The organism is Psychroflexus salis (genome assembly GCF_014640175.1).
GTDB lineage: Bacteria > Bacteroidota > Bacteroidia > Flavobacteriales > Flavobacteriaceae > Psychroflexus > Psychroflexus salis.
In genome coordinates this window covers 85,313-99,772 of sequence record NZ_BMGL01000012.1, presented here as the reverse complement: position 1 = coordinate 99,772, position 14,460 = coordinate 85,313, and the positions used below count along the sequence as shown (strand labels likewise).

Below are 14,460 nucleotides of genomic sequence, written 5' to 3'. Positions count from 1 at the left end.
AATTAATTTTAAACACTATGAAAATGAATGTACTAAAAGGCATATTTGCCACAGCAATTGTTGCAGTAATTGGATTTACAACTGCAAACGCACAAGAAAAAGTAAACATTAAAGAGAGCCAGATTAAATGGGTAGGTGAAAAACTAACCGGATCTCACGATGGAACTATCGATTTAAAAAGTGGATATTTCCTAATGGAAGGTGGAGAACTTGTTGGTGGAGAATTTATAGTTGATATGACGACTATAAATGTAACCGACTTAGAAGGTGATAGCAAAAGCGACTTAGAAGGTCACTTAAACTCAGACGACTTTTTTGGTGTAAGCAATCATAAAACTGCTAAGTTTGTTATCAATACAGCTGCTAAAAAAGGAAATACCTATGGCGTTTCTGGGACTTTGACTATTAAAGGAAAATCTAATCCGATTGCTTTCGACTTAGATATGGCTAATGGAAAAGCTAATACTACTTTAAAAATTGACAGAACTAAATACGATATTAAATATGGTTCTGGTAGCTTTTTTGATAATTTAGGCGACAAAACAATTTATGATGAATTCACTTTAATGGTAAATTTAAATTACTAATTCAGTAAAACATTTAAAATTAAAAAACCACTTGCAATGCAAGTGGTTTTTTTAATTCTAAGAAATAAATAAATTATTGCTTTACAAGTTTTAGCGTCTTGGTATTTCCAGAAGTAGAAATAAGTTGAATCATATACATCCCTGCATCTAAATTTGATGCATTGATTTCTATTTCAGTTTGATTACTTATGTTCATTTTCTGAACTAATTTTCCCGTAATTGAAAATATTGAAATTTGATTAATATCTGCACTTCCAGTTAAAATATTCCAATTTCCTTTCGATGGATTTGGATACACTTTCAACTCATTAAACTCTACATCAACAGTAGACAAAGTAACAAACATATAACTTAAATTTTCACGATCGAAAGTTACATCGTAAAAACCAGCTTCAGTAACCAAAATATTGTTTGGAGAATTTAATACCAAATCGCCAGAAGGGAAAGCACCACCACCCCAATTTACATTCCAGCTTTGGTTTTGTCTGAATTTAACTTCATCTTCAAAAAATTCTTGAGCACTTAAGGTATAAACTGAACCATCTGCTGAAGTCATTAAAACATCTGGTGTTGGATTGTCTCCAGGCCATTCTGAAACGCCAGGACCAACTAAACCTACATCAGGAATATTTAACGAATAATTTAAATTATTTAAAAAGAATTCAATTTCGTAATATCCAGCAGAAACTGCAATAGGATCTCCATTTAAAACTAAATTTCCTTCCGGTGTATCACTATTCGCTCCGTATACTTCACCAGTAGAACTTGTAAAAGTTATTGTCCCATCGTTAAATTGACTAACAGAAGCTTCGTAAAAATCTCCATCTGCTGAAGATAAATCAATAGGCGACTCCAATGCCGTTCCTGATATACTTATTTGCTCAAATGTAGCTACATCAGAAAATGTATAAGTATTGTTATTTAAATCGAGAACAATATCATATACTCCTGCTTGCACTGGTATATCACCACCAGTAATTGCCCCAGATGGAAAATCGTCTCCACCATAATTTACAGTCCACTGTTGGTCTTCTCTAAATTTTGCTGGACCGGTGGTTAAGGTCAAATCTTCTATACTGTATGTACCATCTCCATTATTGGTAAGCATAATATCAGTCGGATTATCATCACTTGGCCAACCATTTGCAGCTGGACCAACTATTCCAATTTCTTGAGCCTGTAAAAAGCCAAAACTGAAGCATAAAATAATAAGTAGTAATTTTTTCATAGTTATAAATATTTAAATTTTCAATAAAAGTATTGATAATATGTATCTTAAATCAAGAATTAAAGAAAAAGTTATCAATACGAAAACGTTTTCGCTTAGTTTATAATTTCTATAAATTGAATAAAAGAGTCATTATATACCCGATGGGTTTGTGTTTTAAAATCTTCTGGTTTTGCTTTAAAGATATTATCTACATAAGTTTGTGGGTTTCTATCTATGTATGGAAACCAAGTACTTTGCACCTGTATTTGTAGTTTGTGCCCTTTTTTAAAAGTATGGTTTATATCTTGTAAACTCAGTTTTACTTCAGTTTTTGTATTTGGTTCAAAAGCTTCTGGTTGACTAAAAGAGTTTCTATATTTACCACGTATTACTTCACTTCTTACCATCATATGGTAATTACTCATTTGTAAATGATCTTGCATTTCTTCTGTATTTTCAGCATCATGCGGATGTACATCGATAACTTTTACAATCAAATCGGCGTCAGTTCCAGTTGTAGCAACTTGAAGGGATGCTAAAATTTCTCCAGTAAGTTTCATGTCTTGTTCAAAAACTTCAGTTTCGTAAACCAATACATCTGGTCTGCGAGCTGCAAAACGCTGATCGTCCGTCATGTACTTTCTAGGTGTAAAAGTTACTTTAATATTTTCTGTAAACGGTACTGGTTTTGTAATATCGCTAATAAACTCTTGATATGTATCTACCGATGCTGTTTCTTTTAATTGTTGACCTTCTCCGAGATAAAATATTTTTTGTTTACTTTGTTTTGGTGGCCATTCACTATATTCATTCCAATTTTTAGTTCCTGTATTAAAGACCAAAGCTTCGGGTAAATTCATTTCACCTTCATTTTTTAAAAAATGATTAAAGAATTTAGCTTCAATTTCTTCTTGGTAATATTGAGATAAATCATCTCCAAAATAAATATTTCCTACAGCCTGACGCTTCCGTAGTCTAGCCCAATCGCCATGACTCCATGGCCCGAATACCATCATGTTAAAATTATCGCTATTTTTTTCTAAACTTTTATAAATCTCAAATGGTCCGTATAAGTCTTCGGCATCAAACAAACCACCAACGGTCATTACAGCTGGTTTAACATCTTTCATGTATTGAATTAAACCGCGTTTTCGCCAAAATTCATCGTAATCAGGATGATTTTTTAATTGTTGCCAAAATACATTGTCTTCTTTATAAAATTCATCTAAATTAGATAAAGGGCCAATATCCATAAAAAATTGATAAGGATCTTTAGTTCCAATATCTGGAATGCTATACCATGCTGAAGCAGTTGGTTCTTCTTTCATATAACCAAAAACCGCTGTAGCTATCCAGTAACTCAATAAATAAGCTCCGTTATGGTGAAAATCATCAAAATAAAAATCGCCGATTGGGGCTTGTGGTGATGCTGCTTTTAGTGCTGGATGACCAGATAACACAGATATAGCTGCATAGTGTCCTGGATACGAAATACCCCAAGTTCCTACATTTCCATTATTGTTCTTTACATTTTTTACCAACCAATCAATGGTATCGTATGTATCTGAAGCTTCATCAGTTTGTTTTTTCTTTTTGTTAGGAATATAAGCGCGCATATTATCGTAAACGCCTTCGCTCATCCAACGGCCACGCACATCTTGATAAACAATTATATAGCCTTCTTCCATTAAAGTTTTACTAGGGCCAATACTTCTCCGATATTTATCTTCGCCATAAGGCCGACAACTGTATGGTGTACGTTGAAGCAAAATAGGATATGCTTTGGAAGTATCTTTGGGTGCATAAATGGTGGTGTGTAGTAGAATACCATCACGCATTTTGATTTGCACTTCTTGTTTGTTGTAAAGTTCTGAAACTTCAAACTTTTCTTGTGCTTTTGCAAAAAACAAAAAACCTACAAAAAACAAAACTAAGGCTGTATTTTTAGTCATATAATTTATTTTCGACTAAAATAACAAATTGCTTTTTGTAGGTTATATTTAACTTAACTTTTAACTAGAAATTGACGTTAATCATTGTAGTATCTTCATGGTAAGTAAACTTCACTTCTTCCCATCGTGGTGGTCCCATTTCATTTGGAGTGCCAGACATGGCATAATCTTCGACTGGCATGCCATTTTCATTGAAATCCATTTGTTGATTTCCATTGATGTCATGAAAGGCTGAAACTGCATAAACGCCAAAAGGCACATCTTTAAAAGTAATTTCGAAACTATACTCTTCTCCTACTTCATGTATTGTAGATTGATAAAAGTTTTGCGTCATAAAATTTTCTTTGGTAAAAAGGGCTAAATAAATTTTCCCTTTGTTTTCAACATTTACGTTCTTGATTTTTAATTTTAATTCACCTGTTACTTGAGTTGAATTAAAGTTTGCCGTAAAGTTTGAAGCAATAAACAAAAAAATGTAAAAAAATGATTTCATGATATGTTTTTTTAAAATTATATACCAAATGTAATTTTAAACTTAATCTACCAAGAACACAACAAGATGAACTGTCGTTTTTTAAAGTTGAATTGAAGATATTGCAATTACTTGCCAATTAAGCGTAAAAATTCATTGCGAGTTTCATTTTTTTTAAATTCCCCTCGAAAACCAGATGTGGTAGTAGCTGAATTTTGTTTTTGAACTCCACGCATCATCATACACATGTGGTATGCTTCAATTACAACTGCTACTCCTTTAGGTTGCAGGGTTTGGTTTATGCATTCTAAAATATCGTGTGTTAAGCGTTCTTGAACTTGTAAACGTCTAGCAAACACATCAACAATTCTGGGTAATTTACTTAAACCTACAATCCGGCCATTGGGAATGTAAGCAATATGTGCTTTTCCGAAAAAGGGCAACATATGGTGTTCACAAAGAGAATACAATTCAATGTCTTTAACAATAACCATGTCGTCGTAATCTTCAGGAAACATGGCAGATAACAAAATTTCTGTGGGATCCATTTCATAGCCTTGTGTTAAAAATTGCATAGCCTTAGCTGCACGCTCTGGTGTTTTTACAATTCCGGCACGATCTGGATCTTCACCTACAGAATTTAAAATAGACAAATAGCTATTTTTCATTTCCTGGGTGTAGGTTTGTGTATATTCTTCGAATATTTTATAAGACATATTGTTTTATTTTATTGAACTATTAAGTGTTGAAATTCAGCTTTTAAGGTAGCTAACTTGGGTTCGATAATTAATTGACAATACCGAAATTCTTTATTTTGATTGTAAAAATTTTGATGTTCTTCTTCGGCAACATAAAATTCTGATAATTTTGTTATTTCAGTTACAATAGGGTTGTTGAATATCTTTTTTTGCTTAATTTCTTCAATAACTTGTAAAGCATCTTTTTTTTGTTTTTCATCAACATAAAAAATTGCACTTCTATATTGTGTACCAACATCGTAGCCTTGTCGATTTAAGGTTGTAGGGTCGTGAGTTGTAAAAAAAACGTACAGCAACTCTTTGTAACTAACTTGTTCTTCATTAAAATATATCTGAATAGCTTCTGCATGCCCAGTTCTGCCCATTACAACTTCACGATAAGGTGGATTTTTAATTTTACCACCTGTAAATCCAGATTCTACTTTTTCAACTCCTTTTAATTGTAAAAAAACAGCTTCAGTACACCAAAAACAACCATTCGCAAAAACAGCTTTAGATAAACCCATATATTAATATTTGTTAAACAAAATTAGAGATATATTAAACAATTAAATTTCATTTAACGTATAATTAGCAGCTGCTAAAAGCAAGTGTTTTTTATCTTAGCAAAAAATTAGTTTGTATGATTTATGCCAAACACATTTACAAGCATTATAAAAATCTTCAAGTTTTAGACAACTTAAGTTTATCTATTCAAAAAGGTGAAATCGTTTCAATTGTAGGTGCATCAGGAGCTGGAAAAACAACCTTGCTTCAAATATTAGGAACTTTAGAAAAAGCGGACGAATCACCAACTCCTGAAATTAAAATTGATAATGTAGATGTAACTAAGCTTTCAACTAAACAGATGGCAGCTTTCAGAAATGAACATATTGGATTTATATTTCAATTTCACCAACTATTACCCGAATTTACAGCTCTCGAAAATGTATGTATTCCTGGATTCATAAAAAAAACACCAAAAGCTAAACTCGAAAAAAGAGCCAAAGAGTTATTGTCCTTTTTAGGTCTTTCCGATCGTGCTGAGCATAAACCAAATGAATTAAGTGGTGGTGAACAACAACGAGTTGCTGTAGCTAGAGCTTTAATAAATGAGCCTTCGGTAATTTTTGCAGACGAACCAAGCGGTAATTTGGACTCAACTTCTGCTGAACAACTGCATAAACTCTTTTTCGATTTACGCGATCAATTTGGACAAACCTTTGTAATAGTTACTCATAACAACGATTTAGCAAATATGGCCGATCGAAAATTAGAAATGCTAGATGGCAGAATAATCAATAATACAACACCTATTGAAGCTTAACCAACTTAAATTATTTTTAGACGAAAAAGCCGAATTGTACAATCAGCCTAAATTTATTGGTACAGATCCTATTCAAATTCCCCGTAAATTTATTCTAAAAGAAGATATTGAAATTGCTGGTTTTTTGATAGCCAGCTTTGCTTGGGGTAACCGGAAAAGCATCATTAATAATGGAAATAAATTACTCCAAATTATGGGACAATCTCCCCATGATTTTGTAATGAATTACAAAGCGAAGTCTCCAAAATACAATTTTGTTCATCGTACTTTTAATTCGGATGATTTGCATTATTTTTTTCAAGGTTTAAAGCATATTTATACTAACCATGATGGCTTAGAAGAAGTTTTTATGAAAAATCAAAAAGAGAAATTTTTAATGCCTGCCATACATAATTTTAAAAACCTATTTTTTGAATTACCCCATCTTAAAAGAACTGAAAAACATGTTAGTGATCCCTTAAAAAATTCTGCTTGCAAACGCATCAATATGTATTTACGCTGGATGATACGTAATGACAATAATGGTGTAGATTTTGGAATATGGAAACATTTAGCTCCTAGTAAATTATCCTGTCCATTAGATGTGCATTCTGGTAAGATTGCTCGAGAATTGAAGCTTTTAAAACGAAAACAAAACGATGCTAAAGCGGTGTTAGAATTAGACACAAAGCTTAGAAAATTAGACCCTAAAGATCCCGTTAAATACGATTTTGCTTTATTTGGTTTAAATGCCTTCGAAGATTTTTAATACTAAAAATAGCTTCTCATTAAAAGAAAACGCGTACAAAAGGCATCCATGCTTCGGTATAGATGTTAATGCTTTTTTTGAACAACACATTGTAACGAATGCCGAAGGTGAAATTTCGCTGTGTGTAACCCAGTCCTAAAAACAGAGCTGTATTCCAAAAATCGTCTTTAAAACCGTTTTCTAACTTGGTATTTACCCGAAGCTGCTCTAATTCTGTAGATAACTGCATCTCAGGAATGGGTTGAAAAATAGAAATCCAACTACCGCCATATACATGGCTTCTAAAATCATTCCGACTACTTAAATAACTATATTGAAGTCCTAAACCTGTAGAAAAATATGCATTAACAGGGTAAATTGCTTGTGGAGCTATACTAATAGTAGTAAAATTATTCGAAAAATTCAGTGCACCGGTGCCGCTCCATTGCAATTGCCTAAAGAATTTTTTATCATTTTGTTGTTGTGCACTTACAATTGTAATTAAATTACTAACACACAAAAAAATCTAAACTTCATACCTCTAGAATTTTATTTTTCAAATATATATAATGAATTTTATCACTTTTAAGGCTTTAAACTTATATATGTCATAAATCAAACCAAAACATTTATTAACTTGCACCTCCAAAAAATCAAATGTATGGCTCAAGTTAAAATTACAGGTAGTGGGAGTTATATTCCGAATGTAATTCGAAAAAACGAAGATTTTTTAAATCACCATTTCTATAATGAAGATGGAACTGCTTTTGATGAGCATCCAGAATTAATCATTAAAAAGTTTGAGAAAATTACAGGAATACAAGAACGGAGATACGTAGAAGATCATCTTACCGTTTCGGACATTGCTACAATCGCTGCAAAAAAAGCCATTAGCAGTGCTGGTATTGATGCAGAAGACTTAGATTATATAATTTTTGCTCACAATTTTGGCGATGTAAAGCATGATAGTGATCAAACTGATATTGTTCCAAGTTTAGCTTCACGTGTAAAGCACTTTTTAAAAATTAAAAAATCGCGGTGTGTAGCTTACGATATAATTTTCGGGTGTCCAGGTTGGGTAGAAGCTAGTATTCAAGCCAAAGCATTTATCGATAGCGGTATTGCTGAAAAATGCTTAGTTATCGGTGCAGAAACCCTATCTAGAGTAATCGACCCACATGATCGGGATAGTATGATTTATGCCGATGGCGCGGGAGCAACTATCTACGAAAAAGTTGAAGAAGAAGGTGGCATTTTAACTCACGAATCAGCTAGCTTTACTTACGATGAAGCAAATTATATTTATTTTGACCGAACCTTTTCGCCTAAAATCGACTCGAATACAGCTTATATTAAAATGTATGGCCGAAAAATTTACAATTTTGCATTAAGCAATGTTCCAGATGCTATGAAAAATTGTTTGGACAAAAGCGGAAAAGACATTAACGATTTAAAAAAGATTTTTATTCATCAAGCTAACGAAAAAATGGACATTGCTATATTGAAGCGTTTTTACGAATTATATGATACAGAAATTCCTGAAAACATTATGCCAATGACCATTAAAACCCTTGGAAACTCAAGTGTTGCGACTATTCCTACTTTATACGATTTATTCTTAAGAAAAGAACTTGGAAATGAAGAATTAAAAAAAGGAGACATTGTTATGTTTGCAAGTGTTGGCGCAGGAATGAATGTAAATGCAATAATTTATCAGTATTAATGTACCAAGGAATTGATCAAAAAATTAATTTATAACAGTCAAGTAAATTTCTTTATTAGAAATCTTTGTTACTTTTTTAAAGCATTAATTCCAAATAACCTAAGAATCCCTGTTTCTGGAATATTTAAGCTCAAAGTTGAGAAAAATTTAAATTTAAAAATTAGCACAAACCAAACTAGTTATATCTCAAAACAGTTATTTTGGGAAGGTTCAGAAAATTACGAGTACACACCTATATTTAAATCAATTTTAAAAGAAACTAAGACTTTTATAGACATAGGAGCTAATTTTGGCTATTATAGTTTACTAGCTGCAAAACTAAATAAGAACATAAAAGTTTTCGCATTTGAACCGAGTCCTGGTCCCTTTGTTTATTTAAAAGAAAATATAAAAATAAACAAGCTTAAGAATATTGAAGTCTTTAAATTAGCACTGTCAGACTTTAGTGGTTTATTAGATTTTTACGAAGTAAGAAACCGAAAATATAAAAACGTTCCAAATCTTTCTGGAGAACATAATACAGGAAGCAAAAAACACCTTAATACCAATAAAATAAAGGTAAAATGTGAAAAGCTAGATTCAATTTTCCGAGGTGATGACATTGAAAAAATAGATTTGATAAAAATTGATGTTGAAGGTTCTGAAAATCAAGTGATCATTGGTGCAATTGAAATAATCAGGAAAGTTAAGCCTACTATAATTTGTGAAATTTTAGAACAAAAAAAAGCTGAGTTAATCGAAAAAAAATTAATTTCTTTAGGGTATTTAATATATGTTCATCATAATAATAAACTTTTAAAAGTAGATAACATCCAAGTAAGAAATTATATAAAGAAAGATTTCTTCTTCATTCACCCAAAACGAATAATTGAATAAATGTTAATTGATGTGTAAAACAAAAAGCTAATAGATTTTTTTATATTTGATAAAAATTATTATGAAAAAATTTCTTTTTGTTTTATTGATATGCATAACACCCGATATATTTTCCCAACAATCAATAAATAGCGATTTAGTAGTTCATTACAGATTTGACAACAATTTTGAAGATTCATCAGGCAATAGTTTCCATGCTACTAATCAAGGATCTATTTTATCAGAAGATAGACATGGAAATTCAAATAGCGCTGTTTATTTTAATGGAATAGATAGTTACATTGATTTACCAAATGAAGATGATCTAAAACCAAATATGCCTTTTACAATCTCATTTTGGATTAAATATGCAAGTGATGACTACCAAAATCAAGAAGTTTTTGAGCTTTCTTATGAAGAAAATAGAAATTCAGGTGTTTATTTTAATTCTGAGATTGGCACAAATAATTTAGCTATAAATATTGCAAACGGAGCTTATAATTACGTTTCATTTGCTCGAAAATCCTTTGTAAGCTCTAATTCAATTGAACTTAACACTTGGAAAAACATTAGCGTAGTTGTAAATAACCCATCAGACATGAAAATCTATTCAGACTGTAATGAAACAGGAGGTAATTATAGTGGTACGGCTAATAATTTGGTATATTCTAATACTATTGGAGTTCTAGGAAAAAGACAAAGGGATTTAAATTCTAACCCGAATTTTTTTAATGGATATATTGACGATTTTAAAATTTGGGATAGAGCCCTAAACCCAGAAGAAATTTCATCTTTATGTAAAAACCTATCAAATAATCAATTTGATAATTTCGGAGAAAAATTAACTATTTATCCAAATCCAAGTGATGGAAAATTATTTTTAAAAACTAAAATTGACTTTACTAAAATTATAATTTTTAATCAAATTGGATCTAAAATTTTAACTCTAAACTACCAAAACGAAGTTAATTTAAATAGTCTAGATAATGGGATTTATTTTTTAAATTTCATTGGAAATCATAACTCAATTACCAGAAAAATAATAATTAGTAAATAGCTTATATTTTATGAACATCTGCATCATTATTCCTGCACATAATGAAGAAGCTTTTATAGAGAGATGTTTAAAATCTTTAGTGAGCCAAACCTATCAAGCAGCTCAAATAATTGTAGTTAATGATAATTCTACAGACCAAACCCCAATTTTAATAGATGAGTTTGCTAAAAAACACTCATACATTCAAGCTGTTCACGCTACATCTTCTGAAGCACACGAACCTGGAAGCAAAATTATTAATGCATTTTATAAAGGGTATAATCTAATAAATGCTAACTACGACATCGTGTGTAAATTTGATGCTGATTTAATCTTCCCAAAAAATTATTTATCCGAATTAAAAAAAGCGTTTTCAACCAATCCGAAACTCGGAATGTTTGCGGGTTTTTGCTATATACAAACTGATCATAAAAATTGGGAAATAGAAAATTTAACTAACAAAGAACATATTCGCGGTCCTTTAAAAGCTTACCGAAACTTATGTTTTCAACAAATTGGCGGACTACAATCTGAAATGGGTTGGGATACAGTAGATGAGCTTCTGGCTCGCTATTACGGTTGGGAAACTAAAACCACCGAAACCTTAATTGTAAAACACCTAAAGCCAACGGGGAAATTATACTCCAGTACTTTAGCTCAACGTTTTGGAGTTGCTTTATATAAAATGGAATATGGCATAGTTTTAAGCTTTATAGGTCTTTTAAAATTGGGCTATCTAAAAAAGGAAACTTCATTTTTTGTAAATGGAATAACTTCCTACATCAAAGCAGCTTTACATACAAAACCCGAAAAGATGGTAAATGCTAAACAAGGAAAGTTTATCCGTAATTATCGCTGGAAAATGATTTTTAGGAAAATAAATTTAACTTCAAATAATTCCTGATAAAAACATACTGTTTCATATCTAAAATTTGATGTTACCTATTCCCTATTGCAATATTTATAGTATGATTGTACTAAAAATAGTTAAAAAAGGAATCATTTACAAGTCACTATATATTACATAAAATTTGCGCAAATTATTCAGGTTTTAAATAAACAAAATTTTAATCAATGCTTTTTATAATAATGCATGGCTTGTTATCATTTTACTTATAGGAAAAATTATATAAGTTTCTAATTATACATTCAAGAATGAATAAAATAAAGTTAAAACTTAACTTACAAATAATCAATAGTTCTCGGCTAGAATGTGTACTTTTGCAACTTATTTTATTATATGACAAATTTTTCAGAATTAGGCTTACAAGAAGATTTATTGAAAGCCATTAGTGACTTAGGTTTTGAGTCACCAAGCGAAGTTCAAGCACAAGCCATTCCTATTTTACTAGAAAAAGATACCGATTTGGTAGCTTTAGCACAAACAGGAACCGGAAAAACAGCTGCTTTTGGATTTCCGCTTATTCAGAAAATTAACCTTGACCAAAGACATACGCAAGGATTAATTTTATCGCCGACTAGGGAATTATGCTTACAAATTACCAACGAATTTCAAAATTACGGAAAGTATAGCTCAGGTTTAAGAACCGTTGCTGTATATGGTGGTGCTAGCATTACCGACCAAGAAAAGCAAATTAAAAAAGGAGCACAAATTATCGTTGCTACTCCTGGACGAATGAAAGATATGCTAAAACGTGGAATGATTGATATTTCTCAATTAGCTTATTGTGTTCTCGATGAAGCAGACGAAATGCTAAATATGGGTTTCTACGAAGATATTACCGATATTTTAGCACACAGTCCAAAAGAAAAGTCAACTTGGCTTTTTAGCGCTACCATGCCCAAAGAAGTGTCAAACATCGCTAAAAAGTTCATGAATAGTCCTAAAGAAATTACGGTAGGACAACGAAATGTAAGTACAAAAAATGTTAGCCACGAATACTTTTTAGTTTCGGCAAGAGACCGCTATAACGCGCTTAAAAGATTGGTAGATGTAAACCCAGAAGTATATGCTTGTGTTTTTTGTAGAACCAAACGCGACACCCAAAAAGTAGCCGAGCGCTTAATTGAAGATGGATACAATGCAGCTGCTTTACATGGCGATTTAAGCCAAAGCCAACGCGACATGGTTATGAAAAGCTTTAGAAACAAACAGGTGCAAATTTTAGTAGCTACCGATGTAGCTGCTCGTGGAATTGATGTAGACGATATTACGCACGTAATTAATTATCAATTACCCGACGAGGTTGAAATTTATACTCACCGAAGTGGAAGAACAGGTAGAGCTGGTAAAACAGGAAAATCTTTAGTGATTTTAACCAAATCTGAATTGCGTAAAATCAAACAAATTGAACGCATTATTGGTCAGAATTTTACCGAAGAAAGTATTCCTTCTGGTGAAGAAATCTGTGAAAAACAGTTGTTTCATTTGGTGAATGAAATTAAAGAAACTGAAATTAATCCTAAAATTGATGCATATCTTCCAAAACTAGAAGAAATGTTGATAGATTTAACAAAGGAAGACTTAATTAAGAAATTTTTCTCGGTAGAATTTACTCGTTTTTACAACTATTATAAAGATGCAGGTTCCATTAGCAAACCTTCGGCCAGCGAAAGAGATTTCCAAAGCAACGAACGCTCAGACGAAACCCGTTTCTTTATCAATCTTGGTGAAAAAGATGGCTTTAACTGGATGCAACTTAAAGACTTTTTAAAAGAAACCTTAGATTTAGGGAGAGATGCTGTGGCTAAAGTAGATGTAAAAGATAGCTTTTCATTTTTCAATGTTGCTAAAACTGACGAACCTAAAGTGATGCAAATCTTTGAAAATTTTACCTATCAAGGTAGAAACATCAATGTTGAAATAACCAAAGACAAAGGTGGCCGTGGTGGCGGAAGAAAAAGAAATGACCGAAAAAAATCTGGTGGTTTTGGCAAACGCAGAGATGATAATAAAAGTGGATTTTCTGGAGCTAGAAAAGGGAAAAAGAGCAATGTAGAATCATCATTTAACCGAAGACGCTCTAAAAAGAAATAATTAAGTATTAAAATTATAAAAAGAACTCGTTTAACTTCAAAAAAAACTAGTTTCTTCGCTTCTTATGAAGATATACTTTTTCAGCATATTATTTAGTTTAATTTGTTTTTCATCTTGGTCGCAAAATCAAGATGAATTACAAGTTATTGCTGGCGAAGTGCTCAATGCTGCTAACGACAAACCGCTAGACGGTGTTAATATTGTAAACACAACACGCGTTAAAGGAAGTATAACCGATCAAAAAGGACGCTTTACTTTAATGGCAGCGGTAAACGACACGCTGTTTTTTCAATACTTAGGCTTTAAACCCATTCAAGTAAAAATTACTGAAGACTGGGTTAAATTTGGCGAAGTAAAAATTAAAATGACAGAAGTTGCCATTGCGCTTGAAGAGGTTACCGTAAAAGATATTAAACTTACTGGTTTTTTAGAAATCGATGCTAAAAACATCCCCATTTACGACGACTTTAGATACAGTATTTCTGGTTTAAATTATGGTTACGAAGGTGGTAAATACCAAAAATCTGCATTTTCTAAAACCTTAGAATCTATTTTCAATCCAGCAGACTTTCTGTATCAAACTTTTGGCAAAAAAGGCCAAGAAATGAAGAAATTACGCAAAATGAAAGAAGACGATGAAATTAGAAATATTTTGCAAGATAAATTTGACCGGGAAACTTTAGCTGCTGTATTAGGTATTAGCAAACCAGATATCGATGAAATTTTGAGCCGTTGCGATTATTCTAGACAATTTATAACTTCTGCAAACGATTTGCAAATATTAGATGCTATTAGCGGTTGTTTTGAAGAATATAGAGCGATAAATCGATAAAAAC

General features: G+C 31.8%; 15 protein-coding genes. 9 read left to right on the top strand and 6 right to left on the bottom strand.

All coding sequences use genetic code 11. The annotated features are described in order from the left end of the window. Positions 1-17: 17 nt before the first annotated feature. Positions 18-587, top strand: coding sequence for a YceI family protein (locus tag IEV63_RS10910; protein WP_188406851.1), 570 nt, complete (start codon positions 18-20; stop codon positions 585-587). 73 nt (positions 588-660) lie between these two features. On the opposite strand, the gene IEV63_RS10905 is transcribed toward IEV63_RS10910, so the two are convergent. The 5 genes from IEV63_RS10905 to msrA all read right to left on the bottom strand — a co-directional run bounded on the left by IEV63_RS10905 (position 661) and on the right by msrA (position 5,485). After that, positions 661-1,815 (bottom strand): T9SS type A sorting domain-containing protein, encoded by a 1,155-nt coding sequence (locus IEV63_RS10905; protein ID WP_188406850.1) that lies wholly within the window; start codon positions 1,813-1,815, stop codon positions 661-663. Positions 1,816-1,910: 95 nt separating this feature from the next. Next, complete coding sequence (locus IEV63_RS10900) at positions 1,911-3,749, bottom strand: CocE/NonD family hydrolase (protein ID WP_188406849.1); 1,839 nt, start codon at positions 3,747-3,749, stop codon at positions 1,911-1,913. Between the two features lie 64 nt (positions 3,750-3,813). After that, a complete protein-coding gene (locus IEV63_RS10895; RefSeq protein WP_188406848.1) occupies positions 3,814-4,242 on the bottom strand; it encodes a DUF2141 domain-containing protein in 429 nt (142 codons plus the stop codon). A gap of 107 nt (positions 4,243-4,349) precedes the next feature. After that, positions 4,350-4,937: a GTP cyclohydrolase I FolE gene (gene folE / locus IEV63_RS10890; protein ID WP_188406847.1), complete on the bottom strand. Its 588-nt coding sequence runs from the start codon at positions 4,935-4,937 to the stop codon at positions 4,350-4,352. A gap of 11 nt (positions 4,938-4,948) precedes the next feature. After that, positions 4,949-5,485, bottom strand: a complete 537-nt coding sequence (gene msrA / locus IEV63_RS10885; RefSeq protein WP_188406846.1) for a peptide-methionine (S)-S-oxide reductase MsrA — start codon at positions 5,483-5,485, stop codon at positions 4,949-4,951. A gap of 116 nt (positions 5,486-5,601) precedes the next feature. On the opposite strand from msrA, the gene IEV63_RS10880 reads away from it, so the two are divergent. Both IEV63_RS10880 and IEV63_RS10875 read left to right on the top strand, forming a co-directional pair. Beyond that, positions 5,602-6,285 carry an ABC transporter ATP-binding protein gene (locus tag IEV63_RS10880; protein ID WP_188406845.1) on the top strand — a complete coding sequence of 228 codons (684 nt, stop codon included), beginning with the start codon at positions 5,602-5,604 and terminating at the stop codon, positions 6,283-6,285. Further along, complete coding sequence (locus tag IEV63_RS10875) at positions 6,275-7,033, top strand: TIGR02757 family protein (protein WP_188406844.1); 759 nt, start codon at positions 6,275-6,277, stop codon at positions 7,031-7,033. The genes IEV63_RS10880 and IEV63_RS10875 overlap by 11 nt, the downstream gene beginning before the upstream one ends. Before the next feature lie 19 nt (positions 7,034-7,052). Here the strand turns inward: IEV63_RS10875 and IEV63_RS10870 are convergent, their stop codons facing one another. Further along, positions 7,053-7,532 (bottom strand): hypothetical protein, encoded by a 480-nt coding sequence (locus IEV63_RS10870; RefSeq protein ID WP_188406843.1) that lies wholly within the window; start codon positions 7,530-7,532, stop codon positions 7,053-7,055. 141 nt (positions 7,533-7,673) lie between these two features. On the opposite strand from IEV63_RS10870, the gene IEV63_RS10865 reads away from it, so the two are divergent. From IEV63_RS10865 to IEV63_RS10840, 6 genes are all read left to right on the top strand, one after another. Continuing rightward, on the top strand, positions 7,674-8,735 hold the full coding sequence (locus IEV63_RS10865) for a 3-oxoacyl-ACP synthase III family protein (RefSeq protein WP_188406842.1): 1,062 nt from the start codon (positions 7,674-7,676) through the stop codon (positions 8,733-8,735). A 12-nt stretch (positions 8,736-8,747) separates the two neighbouring features. Then, positions 8,748-9,611 carry an FkbM family methyltransferase gene (locus IEV63_RS10860; RefSeq protein WP_188406841.1) on the top strand — a complete coding sequence of 288 codons (864 nt, stop codon included), beginning with the start codon at positions 8,748-8,750 and terminating at the stop codon, positions 9,609-9,611. A 61-nt stretch (positions 9,612-9,672) separates the two neighbouring features. Next, positions 9,673-10,647, top strand: coding sequence for a LamG-like jellyroll fold domain-containing protein (locus tag IEV63_RS10855; RefSeq protein WP_188406840.1), 975 nt, complete (start codon positions 9,673-9,675; stop codon positions 10,645-10,647). 10 nt (positions 10,648-10,657) lie between these two features. Then, positions 10,658-11,530: a glycosyltransferase family 2 protein gene (locus IEV63_RS10850; RefSeq protein ID WP_188406839.1), complete on the top strand. Its 873-nt coding sequence runs from the start codon at positions 10,658-10,660 to the stop codon at positions 11,528-11,530. Between the two features lie 336 nt (positions 11,531-11,866). Further along, positions 11,867-13,624 (top strand): DEAD/DEAH box helicase, encoded by a 1,758-nt coding sequence (locus IEV63_RS10845; RefSeq protein ID WP_188406838.1) that lies wholly within the window; start codon positions 11,867-11,869, stop codon positions 13,622-13,624. Between the two features lie 64 nt (positions 13,625-13,688). Then, the gene (locus tag IEV63_RS10840) at positions 13,689-14,456 is read left to right on the top strand and encodes a carboxypeptidase-like regulatory domain-containing protein (RefSeq protein ID WP_188406837.1); all 768 of its coding nucleotides are present in this window, start codon (positions 13,689-13,691) and stop codon (positions 14,454-14,456) included. Positions 14,457-14,460 lie beyond the last annotated feature (4 nt).